This is a genomic window from Enterobacter cloacae complex sp. S3, from assembly GCF_014930495.1.
Taxonomy (GTDB): Bacteria; Pseudomonadota; Gammaproteobacteria; order Enterobacterales; family Enterobacteriaceae; genus Enterobacter; species Enterobacter asburiae_B.
Map to the genome: position 1 here is coordinate 149,217 of NZ_JADBRD010000014.1, position 20,397 is coordinate 169,613.

The 20,397-nt window shown below is 56.3% G+C and carries 15 protein-coding genes; 8 read left to right on the top strand and 7 right to left on the bottom strand.

Translation table 11 applies throughout. The features are described 5' to 3' along the window. Nucleotides 1–204: 204 nt before the first annotated feature. A complete protein-coding gene (locus IM317_RS07475) occupies nucleotides 205–1,383 on the bottom strand; it encodes an acetyl-CoA C-acetyltransferase (protein WP_033146456.1) in 1,179 nt (392 codons plus the stop codon). 93 nt (nucleotides 1,384–1,476) lie between these two features. After that, complete coding sequence (locus IM317_RS07480) at nucleotides 1,477–2,343, bottom strand: LysR family transcriptional regulator (RefSeq protein WP_033146457.1); 867 nt, start codon at nucleotides 2,341–2,343, stop codon at nucleotides 1,477–1,479. A 105-nt stretch (nucleotides 2,344–2,448) separates the two neighbouring features. Here IM317_RS07480 and IM317_RS07485 point away from each other — a divergent pair, with 105 nt between their 5' ends. Together IM317_RS07485 and IM317_RS07490 are read left to right on the top strand one after the other, a co-directional pair. Beyond that, nucleotides 2,449–2,910, top strand: coding sequence for a multidrug/biocide efflux PACE transporter (locus tag IM317_RS07485; protein WP_032660189.1), 462 nt, complete (start codon nucleotides 2,449–2,451; stop codon nucleotides 2,908–2,910). Between the two features lie 119 nt (nucleotides 2,911–3,029). Further along, nucleotides 3,030–4,259: an amino acid permease gene (locus IM317_RS07490; protein WP_033146458.1), complete on the top strand. Its 1,230-nt coding sequence runs from the start codon at nucleotides 3,030–3,032 to the stop codon at nucleotides 4,257–4,259. A 37-nt stretch (nucleotides 4,260–4,296) separates the two neighbouring features. Here the strand turns inward: IM317_RS07490 and IM317_RS07495 are convergent, their stop codons facing one another. Continuing rightward, nucleotides 4,297–4,749, bottom strand: coding sequence for an Lrp/AsnC family transcriptional regulator (locus IM317_RS07495; RefSeq protein ID WP_029742214.1), 453 nt, complete (start codon nucleotides 4,747–4,749; stop codon nucleotides 4,297–4,299). Between the two features lie 115 nt (nucleotides 4,750–4,864). On the opposite strand from IM317_RS07495, the gene IM317_RS07500 reads away from it, so the two are divergent. Continuing rightward, nucleotides 4,865–5,476, top strand: coding sequence for a LysE family translocator (locus IM317_RS07500; RefSeq protein WP_033146459.1), 612 nt, complete (start codon nucleotides 4,865–4,867; stop codon nucleotides 5,474–5,476). 27 nt (nucleotides 5,477–5,503) lie between these two features. Here IM317_RS07500 and IM317_RS07505 read toward each other — a convergent pair whose 3' ends face one another. Both IM317_RS07505 and yjdI read right to left on the bottom strand, forming a co-directional pair. Continuing rightward, nucleotides 5,504–5,776, bottom strand: a complete 273-nt coding sequence (locus IM317_RS07505) for a GNAT family N-acetyltransferase (protein ID WP_033146460.1) — start codon at nucleotides 5,774–5,776, stop codon at nucleotides 5,504–5,506. 10 nt (nucleotides 5,777–5,786) lie between these two features. Next, a complete protein-coding gene (gene yjdI / locus IM317_RS07510) occupies nucleotides 5,787–6,017 on the bottom strand; it encodes a 4Fe-4S mono-cluster protein YjdI (protein WP_008499689.1) in 231 nt (76 codons plus the stop codon). 176 nt (nucleotides 6,018–6,193) lie between these two features. Here yjdI and IM317_RS07515 point away from each other — a divergent pair, with 176 nt between their 5' ends. From IM317_RS07515 to IM317_RS07535, 5 genes are all read left to right on the top strand, one after another. Beyond that, a complete protein-coding gene (locus tag IM317_RS07515; RefSeq protein WP_033146461.1) occupies nucleotides 6,194–7,834 on the top strand; it encodes a sensor histidine kinase in 1,641 nt (546 codons plus the stop codon). Continuing rightward, nucleotides 7,818–8,513: a response regulator gene (locus IM317_RS07520; RefSeq protein ID WP_075202213.1), complete on the top strand. Its 696-nt coding sequence runs from the start codon at nucleotides 7,818–7,820 to the stop codon at nucleotides 8,511–8,513. Before IM317_RS07515 ends, IM317_RS07520 begins: the two co-directional genes overlap by 17 nt. A gap of 168 nt (nucleotides 8,514–8,681) precedes the next feature. After that, nucleotides 8,682–9,770 (top strand): ABC transporter substrate-binding protein, encoded by a 1,089-nt coding sequence (locus tag IM317_RS07525; protein WP_033146463.1) that lies wholly within the window; start codon nucleotides 8,682–8,684, stop codon nucleotides 9,768–9,770. Between the two features lie 80 nt (nucleotides 9,771–9,850). Next, nucleotides 9,851–11,620 (top strand): iron ABC transporter permease, encoded by a 1,770-nt coding sequence (locus IM317_RS07530; RefSeq protein WP_023309073.1) that lies wholly within the window; start codon nucleotides 9,851–9,853, stop codon nucleotides 11,618–11,620. Further along, nucleotides 11,613–12,683: an ABC transporter ATP-binding protein gene (locus IM317_RS07535; RefSeq protein ID WP_023333294.1), complete on the top strand. Its 1,071-nt coding sequence runs from the start codon at nucleotides 11,613–11,615 to the stop codon at nucleotides 12,681–12,683. The genes IM317_RS07530 and IM317_RS07535 overlap by 8 nt, the downstream gene beginning before the upstream one ends. A gap of 208 nt (nucleotides 12,684–12,891) precedes the next feature. Here the strand turns inward: IM317_RS07535 and IM317_RS07540 are convergent, their stop codons facing one another. Both IM317_RS07540 and IM317_RS07545 read right to left on the bottom strand, forming a co-directional pair. Then, on the bottom strand, nucleotides 12,892–13,344 hold the full coding sequence (locus IM317_RS07540) for a hypothetical protein (RefSeq protein WP_033146464.1): 453 nt from the start codon (nucleotides 13,342–13,344) through the stop codon (nucleotides 12,892–12,894). Next, nucleotides 13,344–20,384, bottom strand: a complete 7,041-nt coding sequence (locus IM317_RS07545) for a hemagglutinin repeat-containing protein (protein WP_305038653.1) — start codon at nucleotides 20,382–20,384, stop codon at nucleotides 13,344–13,346. The genes IM317_RS07540 and IM317_RS07545 overlap by 1 nt, the downstream gene beginning before the upstream one ends. Between the last annotated feature and the right edge of the window lie 13 nt (nucleotides 20,385–20,397).

Sequence of the window (20,397 nt, forward strand, 5' to 3'; positions counted from 1 at the left end):
GGAAATAAACGAAACAGCGTTCCGTTTTTCATAATGAGCACATACTATCGGCATAAAGTGGGCTTTTCAATTGTATTTAAAACAACGTTTCATTTTTATTTTTGTTTATAACGAAAATGATGTTCGGATCACAATTCAACCGCCGGGAGAAAAAGGACGCGAAAAAAAAACCTCCCGGAGGAGGTCATTTTTAATGAGAAGAGGTTAGCGTTCGATGGCCAGCGCCACCCCTTGCCCGCCGCCTATACAGAGTGTGGCAATCCCTTTGCGGGCATTGCGCTTTTTCATTTCGTGGACCAGCGAAACCAGGATCCGGCAGCCGGACGCACCGATAGGATGGCCCAGCGCGATCGCGCCGCCGTTAACGTTGACCCGCAGGGGATCCCACTCAAGCATTTTTCCGACGGAGATCGCCTGCGCGGCATAGGCTTCGTTCACCTCGATCAGATCCACATCCGAAAGCTGCCACCCCGCGCGCTCCAGGCAGCGGCGGGTCGCGTAGACCGGTGCGATCCCCATTAACGCAGGATCAACCCCTACGCTGGCGAACGCCTTAATGCGGGCCAGGACCGGAAGATCGAGTTCAAGGGCTTTGCTTTCGCTCATCATCATAACGGCGGCAGCGCCATCGTTAATGGAAGAAGCATTTCCCGCCGTCACCGAGCCCTGCATTTCAAACGCGGGGTTCAGCCTCGCCAGGCCTTCTGCGCTGGCGTCAGTGCGCGGCTGTTCATCGGTATCCACGAGGATACGCTCGCCGCTCTGACGCTGCATGCTGACCGGAACAATCTCGTCGCGAAAGCGACCGGAATCAATTGCCGCACGCGCTTTTTGCTGCGAGCTTAGCGCATAGGCATCCTGCACCTCACGGCTGATGCCGTACTCGCGCGCCAGGTTTTCCGCCGTCACGCCCATATGATAGTCATTGAACGCATCCCAAAGCCCGTCATGCACCAGGCTGTCGAGCAGCTGACTGTTGCCAAGCTGTGCGCCGGTCCGGCTGTCGGTCAACACGTGCGGCGCGCGGCTCATATTCTCCTGCCCGCCCGCTATGATCACGTCCGCTTCACCACACTGAATGGCTTGCGTCGCGAGATGCAGCGCTTTTAATCCTGAACCACAGACGTCGTTGATGGTGATGGCCGAAACGGTATTGGGCAGCCCGCCTTTCAGCGCCGCCTGACGCGCAGGGTTTTGCCCGGCACCGGCCGTGAGGACCTGTCCCAGGATCACCTCATCAACTTCATGTGCTGCGATCCCGCTGCGTTCCACCAGCGCTTTTACCACCACGCTGCCCAGGTCAACCGCCGAGTGACGCGCGAGCGCTCCCTGAAAACAGCCGATAGCTGTACGCAACGCACCCACTATTACGACATCTTTCATCACGACCTCTGTGTTAAATGACATGACGATAGTAGAGGATTGTTACTGGCAATTATCTTAATTGTTTAAAAATAGTGAGTTTAATCACAAGGATCAGCGCGCATCCTGCAGATACTGCCGCAGCCAGCTGCCGGCAACGCCGGGAGGGGATCGTTTATTCCACAGCAGATCGATGCCGATCGCCCGCGGCCAGCCGGGAACACTGAGCTGTACCAGGGATTTCGCGGCGGCAAATTCATCCACCAGCGCGCACGGCAGCACGCACCAGCCAAATCCCTGTACCGCCATACTCAAGAGTAACAGGTAATTCGGTGCTGACCAGACGGGCCCGCGCGCGATCTCAGCCTCGCGCTCAAGATAGGTGCTGAGCCGCAGCTCTCGCCAGCCGTGCAGCTCGTCATGCTGAACGTCATGTTGTCCGGCCAGCGGATGCGTGGTCGCGACGTAGATCGCCATGCGGGTCTGCATCGGCAGGCGGGTGACGCCAATATCCGTAGGGTAACTGTCGCGCGCTTCCGTCAGGCCAATCTGCGCTCGCTCCTTTTGCAGCAGATCGATCACGTCCTCTTCCTCGCCAATCAGACATTCAAATTCCGTATGGGGAAAATGCGCGTCAAACTGCTTCATCATCTCTTCCAGCACGTCCGGGTTGAGGGTATCGGAAAGGACAAACGTCAGACGCGCCTCCGTTTGCGCCGTTAGCGACACCGCCAGTTCGTCCAGCCGCGTGCTGGCGGCCAGGATAGCCTGCACGTAGCCCAGCACCTGTTCTCCCTGGACCGTTAACACCGGCTGGCGCGCCGAGCGGTCAAACAGCTCGAAACCGAGATCGGCTTCAAGATTGGCAATCGACGTGCTGATCGTCGACTGGCTTTTACGCAGCCGGCGTGCGGCAGCAGAGAAAGAGCCCGCCGCAACGGTCTCGACAAACGCCTTGAGGGCTTCGGGTGAATAGCGCATAACCTATCTACTTTAGCGATGGATACTATCTTTAATATATCAGCTTTAGCGATAAAAATAGGCTGCATCAACGCCCATACCGGCGAATTAATGAGGTCTATGACTATGCAACATCAGGATGCACTCCAACGTAAACTGCCGGAGCGGATCTTTCATGCTGTCTGTTTCGAAGGGATTGCGACGGCGATCCTCGCCCCTACGGCGGCGTGGCTCATGCAGCGTTCCGTGGTGGAGATGGGGGGGTTGACCATTATCCTGGCCACCACCGCCATGCTGTGGAACATTCTTTATAACTTCGGCTTCGACCGTTTCTGGCCCGTTCAGCGCGTCAAACGTACCGCAAAAGTGCGTGCGCTGCATGCGCTGGGGTTCGAATGCGGGTTTATTGTGATTGGCGTGTCGATTGTCGCCGCTGTGCTGGGCGTTACCCTGCTTCAGGCATTCACGCTGGAAATAGGTTTCTTCCTGTTCTTCCTGCCCTACACCATGTTCTATAACTGGGCATACGATTGCCTGCGCGAGAAATTTCTTAAGCGTCGCCAGCAACGGCGAGCCCTGGCAGGCTAAACCGCCTCTGGCCGGACGCCCGTTCCGGCCAAACTCCGTCGAAGCAACTGCGCTCTTCAGGCATAACTATGGTAAATTGCACGCCATTCCGATGGTTTGATAGTTGATACGTTGCTCTAATGTCGAAAATTTGGTCAAAAGATGAGACTCTATGGAGTTTCGCTCTCTATGGCACGGCCGTGGGCGCAGGAACGCTGTTCTTGCCCATTCAGCTGGGCTCCGCAGGCGCTATCGTCCTGTTTATTACCGCCCTCGTGGCCTATCCCTTAACCTACTGGCCGCACCGGGCGCTGGCGCAATTTATCCTGTCGTCGAAAACAAAAGGCAACGAAGGGATCACCGGCGCCGTCTCGCACTATTACGGCAGGAAGATTGGCAATCTGATCACCACGCTCTATTTCATCGCCTTCTTTGTGGTGGTGCAGATTTATGCGGTGGCCATCACCAACTCGCTCACGGAGCAGCTGGCGAAACACCTGACGGTGGATACCGCCGTTCGCGTGCTGGTCAGCCTAGGGGTGGTGCTGGTTCTGAATCTGATCTTCCTGATGGGACGCCATATCACGATAAAAGTGATGGGCTTCCTGGTGTTTCCGCTGATTGCCTATTTCCTGTTTGTCTCGCTCTATCTGACCGGAAGCTGGCAACCCTCGCTGTTGACCAGCCAGATGGCCGTCGATCGCCATACGCTGCATCAGGTATGGATTTCGATTCCGGTGATGGTGTTTGCTTTCAGCCATACCCCGATTATCTCAACGTTTGCCGTTGACCGTCGCGAGAAGTTTGCCGACGGCGCCATGGATAAATGTAAGAAAATCATGAAGGTGGCGTACCTAATCATCTGCCTGAGCGTGCTGTTTTTTGTCTTCAGCTGCCTGCTCTCAATTCCGCCGTCGTACATTGTGGCCGCCAAAGAGCAAGGGGTAACGATCCTGTCCGCGCTGTCGATGATGCCTTCTTCTCCGGCGTGGCTGGGCATTTCCGGGATTATCGTGGCGATTATTGCGATGTCGAAATCGTTCCTCGGCACCTATTTTGGGGTGATTGAAGGGGCGACGGAGATCGTGAAGTCGTCGCTCAATCAGGTGGGCGTGAAAAAGAGCCGCGCCTTTAACCGCGCGATTTCCATTATGGGGGTGTCGTTAATCACCTTTGCCGTCTGCTGCATTAACCCGAACGCCATTTCGATGATTTACGCCATCAGCGGCCCGCTTATCGCCATGATCCTGTTTATCATGCCGACGCTGTCGACGTATCTGATCCCGTCACTGAAACAGTACCGCTCCATTGGCAACCTGCTGACGCTGATCGTCGGCGTGCTGTGCGTGTCGGTGATGTTTGTCGGCTAATCCCCTTTCCTGCCCGGCGCGCTGCCGGGTAGGCCATTTACAGCGGAAAAGGTCTGTCCTGCACGACCGTTTTCATCACAAGCGTAGAGCGAAGGTGCTGCACGCCGGGCATGGCGGAGAGCTTCTCGTCGTAGAGTTTCTGGAAAGCGGACAGGTCGCGGGTCACGACGTGCATCAGATAATCGGGATCGCCAAACAGACGCTGTGCCAGCACGATCTGCGGGATTTCCTCCACCGCCGCTTCAAACGCGCTAACCGCCTTTCTGTCACCCTCCTTCAGCGTCGCAAACACTATCGCCAGAAAGTTGAATCCCATTTTGGCGGGGTCGAGGCTGGCACGGTATCCCGTTATGGCCCCGCTTTGCTCCAGCGCCCGCACGCGACGATGGCACGGCGAGAGGCTCAGATTCACTCTTTCTGCCAGCTCGGTCAGGGATAAACGGCCATCAGACTGTAGCTCAGCAAGAATTTTTCGATCGATGCTATCCATGTGGAAGATTTTCTCATTTTCACGGTGTTATGAGCATAACATTGAAAGCCTATTTCGCAGGGTTAGCGATATTCTTTTTCTCAACGTTTGACGCACTGCGGGAGTTTTCACGACGATGGAAATGAGTATTGTGGCCGGCTTTTGGGTGGTTTCTTTTCTGCTCATCATGACGCCGGGCGCCGACTGGGCCTACGCCATTAGCGCCGGGATTAACGGGCGACGCGTGGTACCGGCGGTGATGGGGTTAATGTCCGGGCATCTGTTAGCTACGCTGATTGTGGTGGCTGGCGTGGGCGTAGTGATTGCTCAACACCCGATGGCGTTAACCGGGCTGACCGTTGCGGGGGCCGTGTATCTCCTCTGGCTTGGCATCGGACTGTTGCGTCACCCGGCCGCACCGGAAAAGGCCACCCACCATGCGGGAAACTGGAGACAGTGGGCGGTGAAAGGACTCTGCATTAGCGGCCTTAACCCGAAAGTGTTTTTACTTTTCCTGGCGCTGCTTCCGCAGTTTACCGACCCGACCGGAAGCTGGTCGATAGCGATGCAGATGTCCGCGCTTGGCGTGATGCACCTTATTACCTGTACGCTGGTCTATCTGCTGGTGGGGTATGGTTCGAAAGCGGTACTGGCGACCCGGCCACAGGCGGCGCGTAGGGTGAGCATGGCGTCAGGAGGGATAATGGTGCTGATCGCGATGGTATTGCTGTTTGAGCAGGTAAGATAAAAAAACACCGGCCATCGCCGGTGTTATTTACGCCCGAATATCGTCATATTCCCGCATTTTATCAAACTCATGCTTCGCGAACGGGCACAGCGGGATAATTTTACGGTTCTCACCGCGCATCTTCTCCACCACTCTCGCCACCAGCTGTTTACCGACGCCCTGCCCTTTCAGGCTCTCATCCACGTCGGTGTGCTCGATAATGCTCAGGTGCTCGCCGGTCGGTACAAAGACAATCTCCGCGACCTGGTTGCCGTTCGCATCATTGACGTAAAACTTGTTATGGCCTTCCAGAATATCCATGGTTCCTCGCTTATTTTTGGCGATACTTCAGCGCACCGCTCGGGCAGGTATCAATCACGCGTACAACCGTTTCAACGTCCACTTCATCGGGAATGATCCACGGCTTACGTTTCAGATTAAACAGCTTTGCGCTCCCACGCACGCAGTTACCTGAGTGTTTGCAGATCCCGGTATTGAAGTAAACGTCAATTTTCTCGCCGGTATAGGCCCGGTAACCCGCATCCAGTAGTTCTTTATCCATGACATTGCCTCTGTAATTATTATCGTGCTGAATGAAGCATAGCCTTACGGGATCATGATGGCTATAACGCCGAAAACGAAAAGCCAGGTCACAACTCTTTTCTCGCCAGATTGCGTCCGCTATTGGCCCATGTCAGGCTCGGCAAATGTCACTTTTACATAACTTCCGCAGGTTGAATGAAACGCAGACTCTCTTTTCAGGTAAAGCTGTTTTTAGCGCTGGTGTGCTTCTCCTGCCTGCTGTTAGTTCTGCTGGGAACAATCCTGTTCCATTTTATTGACCGACAGCTCCATCACGATCTCGGCCAGCGCGCCCGGGTTCAGGCCAGCCAGATCGCGCTGATGCCGGGTCTGGCGACAATGGTAGCGGCCAGAGATATTCCGGGAATAGCCCGGTTAATTCAGCCGCTGCGCGCCGAAAGCGATGCCAGCTACATTGTGATTGGCGATACCGAGGAGCAGCACCTTTATCATTCGGAATCGCCGGAGCGTATTAATTTACCGATGATCGGCGGCGATAATGCGGAGGTGTTAAAGGGCAAAACCATTATTTCCGTGCGTCAGGGCGGAATTGGCGTGTCGCTACGCAGCAAAGCACCCATCTTCAACGCGCAGCATCAGGTGATTGGTATTGTCTCGGTCGGCTATCTGACCTCGTATATTGCCAATATTAACGCCCGCATTCTCTGGCAGTCCGGACTATACGGCGCAGCGCTTCTGCTGCTGCTTTTTATTTTCTCCTGGCTGTTTACCCGCAATTTAAAAAAACAGATGTTCCGGCTGGAGCCGAAAGATATCGCTCAGCTGGTTTTGCAGCAGCGCGCGCTATTAGAAGCCATGTACGAAGGGGTATTTGCCGTTAATGGCGAGAAGCAGCTGATTTTAATTAACCGCGCGGCACGCGAAATGCTGGATATTCGGCAAAGTGAGAATGAACTTATCGGGAAACCGCTGGAGGACATTCTGCAGACGGCGCCGGGGTTTTTATCCCAGCGCTACTCCTCAGTGAGCGCTGGCAGCCACGACCAGATTGCGGTGCTGAACCAGCGCGAGGTGATCGTCAACCGGGTAGCCATTGAGGTCGAACCGGGCGTTGAAAGCGGCTGGGTGTACAGCTTTCGCGACAAAAATGACATCAACACGCTCAGCAGCCAGCTCAGTCAGATCAAACGCTATGCGGATAACCTGCGCATTATGCGCCACGAACAGCTGAACTGGACCGCCACGCTAGTCGGGTTACTGCAGATGAAACACTATGACGAGGCGATCCGTTACATTCAGGTGCAGTCAGAAGGCGCGCAGCGTGTGCTGGACTTTGTCTCAGCCCATTTTGTCTCCCCGGCGCTGTGCGGGCTGCTGCTCGGAAAATACGTCAGCGCGCGCGAAAAAGGCATCGAGCTGCTGTTTGACCCCGCCTGCCAGCTCACCCGGATGCCTGCCGCGCTGAGTGAAACGGAGCTGATGTCCATTATTGGTAACCTGCTGGACAACGCCGTGGAGGCGACACTCAACGCGCCGGTCCACGCGCCGGTAGAACTCTACATTTCTGACCGTAACCAGGAGCTGCTGATCGAGGTGGCTGACCGGGGCTGCGGGGTGGACGATGCGTTGAAGCCGCACATTTTCCGCCAGGGATTCAGCAGCAAGCCGGACAGCGAAAACGACATTGTGGGTACCGAGCACGGTATTGGCCTGTTCCTGGTGGCAGGATATATCGACAAGGCCGGCGGCAGCATTGAGATTGCCGACAACACGCCGCAGGGCACTATTTTTTCTGTGTTTATTCCGAATGGGCAACAGCATGACCCGACCACTTGACGTTGTGATAGTTGAAGATGAGCCGCACCTGGCGGAGCTGCATCGCGAGTATATCGAGCAGAATTTCCATCTGCGCGTGGTGGGCATCGCCGCGTCGATTGAGCAGGCATGCAGCCTGATTCGTCAGCACCAGCCGCGACTTATCCTGCTGGACAACTATCTCCCGGACGGTAAAGGCGTGGAGTTAATTGATAATCCGCTACTGAAAAGCTACGAATGCTCGGTGATTTTCATCACCGCCGCAAGCGATATGCAGACCTGCAGCCACGCCATGCGCAGCGGCGCGTTTGACTACCTGATTAAGCCCGTCTTTTTCCAGCGCCTGCACGCCTCGCTGGAGCGGTTTATGCGTTTCATCCACACCGTGCAGCAGGTGAAGGTGGTCGACCAGCATGCGCTGGATCGCCTGTTTAATCTTCCCGCCGCGGAAGCCTCCATTACGCCGTCGACGAAGGGCATTGAACCCCAAACGCTGGAACGGATTAAAAACCTGTTCGCCGAGCATCCCGATACCGCGATGTCGGTTGAAGAGGTGGTGGAAAACGTGGGGATCAGCAAAACCACGGGGCGTCGCTACCTTGAATACTGCGTGGAGAGCGGGTTAATCAGCGTTGAAATGCTGTATGGCAATATAGGTCATCCGCGAAGGTTATACCGCAAAGCGCCCGATAAACCGTAATCCAGAATCGTTCACAGGCTAACGTTCGCGGATTTTATGGTGTTAATTGCTGAAACGACGGCGACAATCACACTTCGGAATCATTGCCCGCTTCACCCTCTTGTGGGTGGAGCCCGATACGCTATGTTGACAATTAGTTCCTCAAATGTAACTAAAAGGTTAACTATAATGTCGAACACGTTCCGAATTTCTCTGCTTACCGCTACTGTACTGTTCTCTGCTTCTGCACTCTCTGCCCTGCCGCAGGGCTATCCTGCTGAATATCAAAAAGTTGTTGATGCCGCAACGAAAGAGGGCAAGGTTGTTATTTACTCCACCACCGACATCAAGGCCGCCGGACCGCTGATCCAGGGCTTCGAAAAAACCTACCCGGGCATTAAAGTCGAATACAACGACATGAACAGCACCGAGCTGTACAACCGCTTCATCAGCGAACAGGCCTCCGGTGGCGTGAGCGGCGACGTGGTCTGGAGCTCCTCTATGGACACCGGCCTGAAGCTCGCCACCGACTACGCCATGGAGTATAAATCGCCGGAGCAAAGCCAGCTGCCGAAATGGGCGGTCTGGAAGGATAAGGCTTATGGCACTACCTATGAGCCGGTGGTCTTTATCTACAACAAGCGCCTGATCCCGGCTGGCGACGTGCCGGATTCTCACGCCGCGCTGGCGAAACTGATTGCCAGCCAGACGGACAAATTCAAGGGCAAAGTCACCACCTACGACATCGAAAAATCGGGTCTGGGCTTTATGCTCTCGGTTCAGGATCACAACGCCGATCCTAATTACTTCAAAACCCTGGCCGACGTCGCCAAAGGTGGCTTATCAGTGCAGTCGTCTACCGGCACCATGATGGAGCGCGTCTCCTCCGGTGAAAACCTGATCGGCTTCAACATCCTCGGTTCCTACGCGGAAGCGCGCGCGAAGAACGATCCTTCGCTCGGCATTTCCTATCCAAAAGATTACACCCTGGTGCTGTCGCGCGTGTCGTTCATCAGCCAGCAATCGCAAAACAGCAACGCCGCTAAGCTGTGGCTGGACTATGTGCTGTCTGAACAAGGGCAAAACATTCTGGCCAATCAGTCGGATATTCCCTCCATTCGTAACGATATCGAAGGGAAAAATGATATCGACGGCCTGACCAAAATCCTCGGTAACGCGCTGAAGCCAATTCCGGTTGATGAAACGCTGCTGGAATACCTGCAGCCGAAAAAACGCCTGGAGTACATCAAAGAGTGGCGTACCGCCGCCGGTAAATAAGCGTCTGAGCGCGGCGCAGGCCGCCGCGCTCCCTTATCGACTGAGTTCGTTTTTCTGGGCCGCAACACCAGGGATACCCCATGAATACATTACGCAGAAAGTGGCAAAGCCTGCCGCGAGGCATCGTCGTGCTGATAACCGCCCTGGTTATCTATACGCCGCTGTCGTTTATCGTGATACAGAGCTTCCTGTCCGCCCCGTTCTTTTCGCCGTCAAAAGAGTGGAGCTTTGAATCATTTGAATTTATTTTCACCGACCCTGATTTTTATAAAGCCCTGAAAAGCGGCTTTATTCTTGCTTTCGGGCTGGTCTTTATCTCCATTCCGCTGGGCGGCGTGCTGGCGTTTCTGATGGTGCGTACCGACCTGCCCGGCCGCCGGCTGATTGAGCCGCTGATCCTGGTCCCGATCTTCGTTTCACCGATGGTGCTGGGCTTTGGCTACGTGGTGGCCGCCGGTCCGGTGGGCTTTCTCTCCCAGTGGGCTCAGGCGCTGATTGGCTTTGTGCCGTGGAATATCTACGACATGTCGAGCATTGTGGTCATCGCCGGCCTGACGCACGTCCCGCACGCCTATCTGTATATATCGTCTGCGCTGCGCAGCGTGGGCTCCGATGTGGAAGAAGCCGCGCGCACCGCGGGCGCGTCGCCCTGGCAGGTGATGACCTCCGTCAGCCTGCCGATGGTGCGTCCGTCCATTCTGTACGCCACCGTGCTGCTGTTCTTCCTCGGGCTGGAAGTGTTCGGCCTGATGCTGGTCCTCGGCGACCCGGAAGGCAACATGGTGCTGGCGACCTATCTCTATAAGCTGACGAACAAGATGGGCACCCCATCCTATAACCTGATGGCGGCGGTTGCCGTGGTGCTGATCTGCATCACCATCCCGCTGGTGATGCTCCAGCGTCGCCTGATGCGCACCGCCAACCGCTTCGTCACCATGAAGGGCAAGGCTTCGCAGGCCCGCGCGCTGCCGCTGGGTAAATGGCGCTGGGTGGCTGGCGGAGTGATTGCCTTCTGGCTCACCGTCACCATCGGCGTTCCGCTGCTCGGCGTGGTATTGCGCGCGTTTATCTCCAACTGGGGCGTGGGCGTTTCGCTGTGGGACGAGCTTTCTCTGAACACCTTCCGCACCATCTGGGCGCAGCCCAACCTGCTGCGCGCCATCGTCAACTCCATGGCGATTGGCGTGATTGGCGGCGCGCTGGCCGTGGTGTGCTACCTGTTTGTCGGCATTGCCATGCACCGTAAACCGGACAACACCACGCGTTTTCTGGACTACAGCGTGCTGGTGCCGCGCGCCGTGCCTGGCCTGCTGGCGGGTCTGGCGTTCCTGTGGGTGTTCCTGTTCCTGCCGATGTGGCTGGATAACTCGCTGAAATCCGGCTGGCTTTCCGGGTTCGCCTGGACCGACTGGATGCGTGAAAACGTCATCGTCTGGCTGCGTTCGCTGCGCAGCACCATTTTCAGCGTCTGGCTGGCCTATACCGTGGTGTGGATGGCTTACGGGCTGAGGCTGATCTCTTCCACGCTGCTGCAGGTTGGGCCGGAGCTTGAGGAAGCGGCGCGCAGCACCGGGGCGACGCGCGGGCAGATCACCCGCCACGTCACCATCCCGCTCTCCCGCTACGGTCTTATCGGTTCGTGGCTGCTGATGTTCCTGATCTTTGAGCGCGAATATTCAACGGGTGTGTACCTGCTTTCACCCGGCACGGAGACCATCGGCTCGATGCTGGTTTCCCTCTGGGCCGCGGGTGCCATCGATATCGTGGCGGCGCTCTCTTTCATTAACATCCTGCTGGTCGTGGTAGGTCTGGGCATTGCCCTTCGTTTCGGAGTGAAAATACATGATTGAATTAGCGGTTGACGATCTGCACTTAACCTACGGCGACAATCCTGTTTTAAAAGGTGTCTCCATGAACCTGAAGCGCGGCGAAGTGGTCTCACTGTTAGGCCCCTCCGGCAGCGGTAAAACCACCCTCCTGCGCGCCGTTGCGGGTCTGGAAAAACCGACGCAGGGGTCCATTGTCATTGGCAATAATAAAGTTTACGACGGCACGCCGCGCAGCGAGGTCCCGGCGGAAGAGCGTAACCTTGGGCTGGTGTTCCAGTCCTATGCCCTGTGGCCGCACAAGACCGTGTTTGAGAACGTGGCCTATCCGCTCAAGCTGCGCAAAGTCCCGGCCAAAGAGATCCAGCAGCGCGTGCAGGACGTGCTGGACCAGCTTGGTCTGGGCCATCTTGGCAAACGTCACCCGCACCAGCTCTCCGGCGGGCAGCAGCAGCGCGTGGCGATTGGCCGGGCGCTGGTGTACAACCCGCCGGTGATTTTGCTGGATGAACCGCTCTCTAACCTCGACGCTAAGCTGCGCGAAGAGGCCCGCGTGTTCCTGCGCGAGCTGATTATCAAGCTCGGGCTATCGGCACTGATGGTGACGCACGACCAGAACGAAGCGATGTCCATTTCCGACCGTATCCTGCTGCTTAACAACGGCAAAATTGAGCAACAGGGCACGCCGCAGGAGATGTACGGCTCGCCGAAAACGCTTTTTACCGCCGAGTTTATGGGCAGCAACAACCGCCTGCACGGCAAAGTCACCGAAGTGCGCGACGGCAAAGCGCGTATCGAAGGAAAAGGTTGGGTGCTGTGGGGCCAGGCCGGTGAAGGGGTGCAGAGCGGTGAAGAAGCGACGGCGGTGATCCGCGTCGAGCGCGTGGCGGTGGTCGAGGGGCCAGGGGAAAATCAGCTTGAGCTGCCGCTGCTCACCAGCATGTATCTCGGCGACCGCTGGGAGTACCTTTTCCGCACGGTGGGGGATGATTTTGTGATCCGCGCGTATGGGCATGAGGTTCGGGATCCGCAGCACTGCCATCTTTCGTTGCCTGAGAAGCATGTTTGGGTGTTCCCGAAAGGGTGATGAGTCAATATTAATCTGCCATGGCCCGGTGGCGCTTCGCTTACCGGGTCGACGGGATAGAGAAATGACAGATGCCAGGATTGGTGGCGCTAGCCATTATTGTTAAGGCATTCTCATTAAAATAGTCACCTGACACTTCTTTCCGTCCGTACGCATAACGGGTTAAGGCTCCATATCAAAATGTTATTACAGAGCATATAAAGAAAATTTATGCATCATATCCAGCATTTTTGAAAACTGATTGAACATGCTCCGTCAGTCCAACAAGATCTTCATAGGCGATTGGGCCAAAATCAGGATAATGGTTTTCAATATACTCGTTAACATCTTCCATACCTTCACTGACTCTGAGATTCTTAACAAATGTAGGCAAAATACGATGATTAACACCAGTACCATACTCTTTCGGATGATGGGTCATACACCACTCAACTTTACCTTTATATGATTGAATCGCATCTTCCAGTAAGGTAATAACTTCTGGAACCTCTTTTTCAAATCGAAAACTGGTATAAGGAGGGTACTTAGAGCGATCAATTTTTTCAAAATGGTCATTTATCCATTCATCTTCGATACGGCTCTGATAATGTAACCACTCCAGTTTTCCAAGAGAACCAATGAAGTCCAACAAGATAGTTTCTTTCTTACCTATCGGAAACATTATTTTAACCCCTGTAATTTATCAGAGATCGTAACACTTCCCTGATTTATAGATTTGATATGTTTTTCCCAATCTCCTTTAGGAATCGGTTTTAAGGACACTCTTGGATCGTAAACATACTGACCATCGGTATAAACCTGATGGAAAGCTTGTTCATGTACAATTTTTCCATTTTCATACACATTTAAATTGTACGGAGTCGTCGGCCTTGCTTCAATAATTTTCCCGTGCCCGCCAGCTGCATCGAGAAGCTTAGGTGCGATATCTGAGCAATCCGTACAATCTGTATTGCCTATCCAGGCAATAAACTTAGGTTCGTTCATTTTTTCAATAACACTCTGATTGGCTGGATAACCGGGATTTTCAGGGCGAACATTTTCAAGGCCGGGGATCTTCTCGTTCTGATAGAAAAGATCATCCATTGAAGGAGAATCCGGAACCGGCGTAGTTGTCGTCCAGCCATTATTGTTTGACGCTCCATCACCGTTGGTATTACCAGTATGATTTATCCCTCCGGTTGCTACACTATCATTCCCTGTGTTGGAGGGCGTATTTCCGGTTACAGTCTGGTCTCCACCAGTGTTTGATGGTCCCGGGTTGATGACCTGCGTACCACCAGTACTGGTGATCGTCTTACCTGTCAGGGACTCATAGGCCGCTTTCTGAGCATCATTTAACTGACTGAGCTGGGAAGGATCATTGAGCGAGGCCACATAGATCAGATGCAACTGCTCATCTTGTGACAATGTATCCATTGCTGATGTGGATGCACCAATCCCCAGTAAAGCACCCAGACCACTGGCAACCAGGCGATCACGGCAAGCAGAAATTTTCAGACATCCCTGTGCAGCCAGTTTACCGCCCTGTATAACGACACTCAGCGAGTTATTCTCAACCTCCACCTTCGCCGTTTCCGACGCCATCGCCGCCATGGAGACGCTACCATCCGTCACCGCAGCGCCCGCCAGACCACCCGCGATACTCACGAGACTACTGACCAGCCGTTTCTCCTCTGGCGTCAGGTCACTGGATTTTTTATCTCCATACAGCGCACTGACCAGATGGTCGGTCATCGCCGAGGCCGTAATGGCCCCTATAGCACCGGCCTTCAGGCCATCCGCAGTGCTCCCGCCACTCAGCTGCGTCAGCGCCGCAGCCACAATACCGTGCAGCGCGGCACGGGCTGTCGGGTCTTTCTGCTCCTTGACCAGGGTCGCCAGCAGAGGGGCCGCCCCCGCTGCCGCGCCTGCCTTCAGGTTACCGCCAAGCGCACCTGCCAGTAATCCTGCCGCTGCGCTGCCCTTCGTCCAGAAGGCACTCCCCGGACCGTATTCGGTATTCTGATATCCGGGCTGCGTCTTCAGGAACGCTTCCTGCTCCTGCGGCGTATCGCCCTGCAGTTTTCCTTCTGACGCCAGCTTCGCGCCCAGCGCCGCATTGGATTCCCGCGCTTTCTGCTCCGCATACTTGCCGTAAGCATCCAGCGCAGAGGTAGCCAGGGCCGCGCCTTCGCTCTGGACCGCCAGGTTATCCCTGACCTTCTGCACATCACCGTTCACGTCCACGCCGTGGTGGGCGTCAGCCGTATCACGGCTCAGGTCAGCAATATCCTGTTTCTGTCCCGCCGGGTTGCGAATGACAATGCTACCGCCACTCACCGCTGATGAGGTCGTGCCGGTGTGGCTCTCTTCTGCCTGGCCCGTACCGATGGCCGGTGCCAGGTTGCGGTTTTCACCGTTTCCGCTGCCGCCCGCGCTGCCGGAAAGCGCCACCGTATAGCCGTTGCCGCTGGTCTGGCTCTCGTTGTGGAGATTACTGAAACCCAGCGTACCCGTGTCGAGGCTATTTTTATCTGCAGACGCCGTGGATACAATCACCGCGCCGTCAAGCTGGGTATGATTTCCGGTGGTGACAGCAAAGCCGCCCTTGCCTGCGAATATCCCGCTCTGTTCAGCGACGCTCTTACCATTCTGGGTGATATTCTCACCCGATGCACTGACGCTACCGGAAGACGCACCATAACACAGCGGCGGTATGCACAGGCTGAGGGACGCGCCTGACGAAGACTGCTTGCTGTCATAACTGGCCGTATCCTGCACGCTGCTGATGGTGAGATCGCGCCCGGTGTTGACCACCACACGGTTACCTTCCAGCTCCGCACCTTTCAGGGTGGTGTCGCGTCCGCTGTTCACCGTAAGCTGTTCATCAGCATGGACAACGCTGTTCGTATTGCGCTGCGACTGGCTGTTTTCCTTGCCCTTATGCTGTGACGCTCCCAGTTCCACCGAGATGCCGTTTTGCGCACCAATCAGGCTCACACCGACACCGACGCTGAACTGGCTGCCGCTGTTTTTACTCTCAGAGTGGGTTGTGTTCTGGGAGGCAGACAGCAGAATATCCCGCCCCGCATCCAGCGCCACGTGTTTACCCGCGATCTGTACCCCCATACCGGCAATGTCATTTCCGGCACGAACAGAGACATTCTCGCCGGCATTAATGGTAGTGCCCTGCGTGTCGGTACTGTGGTAACGACTGTCCTGAGATGACGTCCCCGCCGTTAAAGACACTTTAGCCTTGATGAGCGACGAGTCCGACATAGCGCCCTGCGCCGCGGTTGCCGCCGACTGGCCTGTTCTGATGGCGGTCAGCCGTGGATCATCGCCGTTTTCTGCGCTGCGGGCAGCCGTCTCTGCGGCTTTAGCAGCCTCAACAGCCCAGCCGCCAGCAGATGCCGTCACACCATACTGGGCGCTGCTGCTGTGGTTTTCACCGTCACGGGTATCCCGGCTCACCCCCATGAGGACATTTTCGCCACTGAGTGAGACCGATTTACCAGCACGGATATCCGTACCTGACAGGGAGAGATCGTTACCGGCCTGCGCGACAACGTTACCGTTTTTGCTGCTTAGCTGGCTGCGCAATCCGTTTTCGAGGCTGCTATCTTCCCGACTGCTGTTTTTTTCATGGCGGTAGCCTGCCGTGGCGCTGTAACCATCGCCTCCCAGAGTCCCCAGCAATTTGCTGCTGCCGCTGCTCTCACTGCGCGATGTATCGCGTCCGGCAGAAACGGAGATATCTCCATTTGTGGCTGACAGCAGAAGATCGTCCGTGGCGGTCATCAGGCTGCCGCTGATATTCACGCTGCCGTCACGACTGTTAACGTAAATATCTGAGCCCTGAATGACCGACGCGTTTTGTGTGGTCCGGGTGCCGCTACTGTTGCTCTCCGCCTTGCTCATCCCGCCCGGCAGGAGCTGATTGCCGTGGGAACCCCCACCCGAAATGGCGCGAACAGCACTTCCGGCGCTCAGGGCGCTCGAGAGATTCCAGCCGCTATTTTTAGTGCTGTTGCCGTATTTCTCGCTGTCTGTGGAGGTGGTGATATCAACGTCGCGTTTCGCATCGAGGATCACCGTTTCACCGGCCTTAGCCTGGCTTCCGGCAATCAGGATATTGCCGCTATTGCTGCCTCCCTGTTTACCGGTGGCAGTCATCTGGATATTGCCTGCGGCGGCAAGATGGCTGCCGCTGTTAAACTCGCCCTCGTAGTGCGACTCAGAGGAAGACCGGGTGCTTCCTGCGGAAATGGCCATCATCTGGCCTGGTCCGTCAAGCGCGAGCGCACCGCCTTCCGCCCCCAGCCCCTTCACTTTATCGACGGTGCTGTTGCCACTGTTGCCCTTACCACGAACGATATCGCGCACGTTACGCACAGTGTCTTCAAATGGCGCTTTCACACTGACCGTGACGCCAGACGATTTGGACTCCTGCTTCATGGACTCAGTGGTCGTATCCCGTCCAGGAAGGATGGCAATGCTGTCGCCAGTGATATCGATATGGCCGGTTTTGCGGGAGGAATCATCCTTCGCTCTTCCGGCAACCACATCTGCCGCGCTCAACTGGACGTCATTTCCGGCGCTGATGATGACATTACCGCCAGCAGTGCCCACCGTGCTGCGGGCATCGCTCTGCGTTGTATTTGCCCCCTGTCGGGTGCTTTTTGAAGACTGCGACCCGATGGTGATACCCAATCCCGACCCGCTGGAGAAAACGCCGGATTTCTTCGTCTTTTTCATGTCGTAGTACGTGTCGGTGTTGGTTGCTGCCTCCACGGTCAGATCATTTCCAGCCTTCAGGGCCACATCGCGCTCAGCGGCAACTGATGAGCCCTGCACCGTCAGGTTGTTACCAGCCCGGAGAGCAACGTTGTCACCGGAAAGCTGCGTACCTTTCTCACGCGTATGCGTCTCTTCGTGGATGGTGTGAGTGGTTTTCTTGCTGAGGAACCCACCGGACGTCTTTTTCTCCTCCCGGTACGTATAGTCACTTTCCGTCGCAGTGGAAAGGGTGATATCCCGCCCGGCGGCCACGGCTGTATTGCCTGCGGCATAGACATCTGCAGCCTGTGCCGTTACATCCCGTCCGGCGATAACAGTCACATTCCCGCCCGCAGTGATGTCGGTTCCCGACTGGCGAACCGACTCGTTAATCACTTTTTTACGGCCTGATTTATAACTGTCGCCCTGTATGGTCTCTTCCGCAGCCAGATTCACGTCGCGACCCGCCTGCAGCCCGACGCTTTTCTCCGCCGCCAGCGCGGCGGCCCGGGCGTTGATATCCTGCCCGGCCTTCAGGACCAGGTTATCGCCTGCGGAAATCGTGGTGCGGTCGAGCCCGGTGCTGTGGGATTCGCTTTTCCCTTTCCGGCTGCTTTCGCTTGTTTGCTCCGCGTTCAGGTTCAGGTCGTTGCCCGCGCTCAGCCCCGCGCTGCCGCCCGCCTTCAGGTCGCTGGCGGTCACGTCAAGGTTGTGCCCGGCATTCACCAGCAGGTTGCCGCCCGCACTGACGTTACTTCCCTGATACGTGACGGAGGAACGGCTGGTTTTCTCCCGGCTGGAGCTGAATGCGTCGTTGATCTGATTCGCGTTGACGGCAATATCGCCCCACGCGTTCAGCAGCATATCGCCGCCGGAGGACAGGTTCGCCCCGGTGACGGTGATGTTTTTACCCGCCTCAAGCGACAGGCCATCCTGCGCGGTAATGGACGCCGTGTTCCCCAGCAGGGTGTCCTTCAGGCCGATGTTGCCGTACTTCCCTCCGGCGTTGATATCAATCTGCTCAACCTGCGTCAGGTTGTTGATGCTGCCGTCCAGGCTCTCCAGCGCGACCGTTTTTCCGCTGATGGTGGAGCTGATGTTATTGATATCGCCGATGGCGCTCAGGTTCAGGTCGCCGCCCGCTTTCATCAGGCCGTTGCTGAGGTTGCTGATGCTGTTCTGGCTGTCGAGCGTCAGGCTGTTTTTCGCCAGCAGCGAGCTGCCGCCGTTGGTGATGCTGCCGCCCTTCAGGGTGACGTTGTTGCCCGCGATCACGCTGCCGTTGTTGACGGTGACGTCCTTCGGCGACAGGTAGAGTTTCGGCACCATCACCGTTTCGCCGTTGACGGTGGCTTTCTCCCACCACAGCAGGCTGTGGTCGAGCGCGGCAATCTGATCGGCGGTCAGCGAGACGCCAAACTGCAGGCCCAGCGACTGCTGCGCCGCCGCGGCGTTGTCCATCAGATAGCGCATCTGATCCAGATCGGAGCCGATGCCGTTCAGGTAGCGGTTACCGGTCTGGTTGAGCACCACGTTGGAGACATAGCGGGTATCGAATGCCGCATCGCCCAGGAAGCGGTAGTCGTAATCCGGGTTCAGGTTGAGGCGGCCGAGCATATAGGACGAGCCGAGGAACTGCTTCTCGTCGGTAAACGCCAGCCGCGTCTCCTGCGGCGCCGTGGACGACGGTTTGACCCCGAGCATTGCGTTCAGGTCGGCAAACAGGGCGGGATCAAGCTGTCCGAGACCGTTCAGTTTCGGGTTGATGCTGATCAGGTACGGGCTTTTCGGGTTGTCGGAGAAGACAAAATAGCCGTTGTTGCCCGACGGCAGCGGGTAAGCGCTGGTATCGACGCGCTGGCCCTGATAATGCCCGACGGCGCCACCCTGAGCGGTTCTGAGATCGGCCGTGGTGACCCCGGCGTTTGCCAGTGCGCCCAGCTGGCCGAGGTTCGCGTTGCCTTTCTGCGTGGTGGCAACGTTGCTGAGAGGCGTACCGGACGCGCCGCCGTTTTCCAGCGCGCCGCCGCCGTTAAGCTGCTGCAGCGCCCCCTGAAGCCGATCGTTCCACTGCGGCGAGGTCACCGCCACGGTGCCGGTCGTGTTCAGCCCCTGTTTTTGCACGCCGCTGCCGACACTCTGGTTGCTGAGGGTGTTCAGCGACGGCGCAGGTATCGAATGACTTATTCCACCGCCATTCGAGGTCGTCGCCGTATTGCTGATATTACTGGTAAAATTCGCCGTGACCTGACCGCCAGCCTGAATCACCGCGCGGAGGGCTTGTTCGGTGGTATGGGTTTCGTACTGAGGCGCGCCATCCAGCGTATAAGTCACACGACGGTTGTTATCGTTGCCGGAGGCAGGGCTTCCTTTCAGGCTGGATACCTTGCCTGTTTTCCCACTATAACGATAGACCTTATATTCATCCTCTGAATAACCAAACCAGGACTGGTTATTCAGGCTGTTGCCGGAAAGGTTCATCCCATTCCCGGCCAGTAAATAACCGGCACGGTTATTCAGCGTAGCGGCATTGATAGTCAGATCGTGGTTAGCGGCGATGCGCGCAACGCCACCTGTTGCGGTCACATCGACCACGGTCGATCCGACCAGATAACGTTGTACTGCTCCACTTGGCATCGGCGCGACAATTGAGAAGATATTACCGCCACCCGCACCACTGTAAATTGTATAAATATACCCCCACTCATCAGGGGGTAGGTCTGTGACTTTTACACGAATGGAGGTCGCGCCGCTTGCCGCAGGGCTGCCCGTCGCGGCCTGATAGCTTCGTGTTTCACTGATCCCCTCGCGCTCATTCAACAGGCTTCCTGTCCTGATGGTAATATCCCCATTCTGCGTCTCAATATTCCCCGACGTGTTCACCACCTGGCTGTTCGCATTCCCCGCCGCATCCCGCTGCATCCACAGGTTGTTCCCCGCCATGATGTCGCCGCGC

Coding starts and splice junctions, on each gene's coding strand:
- IM317_RS07475 (WP_033146456.1), bottom strand. CDS start 1,383: ATGAAAGATGTCGTAATAGTGGGTGCGTTGCGTACAGCTATCGGCTGT.
- IM317_RS07480 (WP_033146457.1), bottom strand. CDS start 2,343: ATGCGCTATTCACCCGAAGCCCTCAAGGCGTTTGTCGAGACCGTTGCG.
- IM317_RS07485 (WP_032660189.1), top strand. CDS start 2,449: ATGCAACATCAGGATGCACTCCAACGTAAACTGCCGGAGCGGATCTTT.
- IM317_RS07490 (WP_033146458.1), top strand. CDS start 3,030: ATGTCGAAAATTTGGTCAAAAGATGAGACTCTATGGAGTTTCGCTCTC.
- IM317_RS07495 (WP_029742214.1), bottom strand. CDS start 4,749: ATGGATAGCATCGATCGAAAAATTCTTGCTGAGCTACAGTCTGATGGC.
- IM317_RS07500 (WP_033146459.1), top strand. CDS start 4,865: ATGGAAATGAGTATTGTGGCCGGCTTTTGGGTGGTTTCTTTTCTGCTC.
- IM317_RS07505 (WP_033146460.1), bottom strand. CDS start 5,776: ATGGATATTCTGGAAGGCCATAACAAGTTTTACGTCAATGATGCGAAC.
- yjdI (WP_008499689.1), bottom strand. CDS start 6,017: ATGGATAAAGAACTACTGGATGCGGGTTACCGGGCCTATACCGGCGAG.
- IM317_RS07515 (WP_033146461.1), top strand. CDS start 6,194: ATGAAACGCAGACTCTCTTTTCAGGTAAAGCTGTTTTTAGCGCTGGTG.
- IM317_RS07520 (WP_075202213.1), top strand. CDS start 7,818: ATGACCCGACCACTTGACGTTGTGATAGTTGAAGATGAGCCGCACCTG.
- IM317_RS07525 (WP_033146463.1), top strand. CDS start 8,682: ATGTCGAACACGTTCCGAATTTCTCTGCTTACCGCTACTGTACTGTTC.
- IM317_RS07530 (WP_023309073.1), top strand. CDS start 9,851: ATGAATACATTACGCAGAAAGTGGCAAAGCCTGCCGCGAGGCATCGTC.
- IM317_RS07535 (WP_023333294.1), top strand. CDS start 11,613: ATGATTGAATTAGCGGTTGACGATCTGCACTTAACCTACGGCGACAAT.
- IM317_RS07540 (WP_033146464.1), bottom strand. CDS start 13,344: ATGTTTCCGATAGGTAAGAAAGAAACTATCTTGTTGGACTTCATTGGT.
- IM317_RS07545 (WP_305038653.1), bottom strand. CDS start 20,384: ATGGCGGGGAACAACCTGTGGATGCAGCGGGATGCGGCGGGGAATGCG.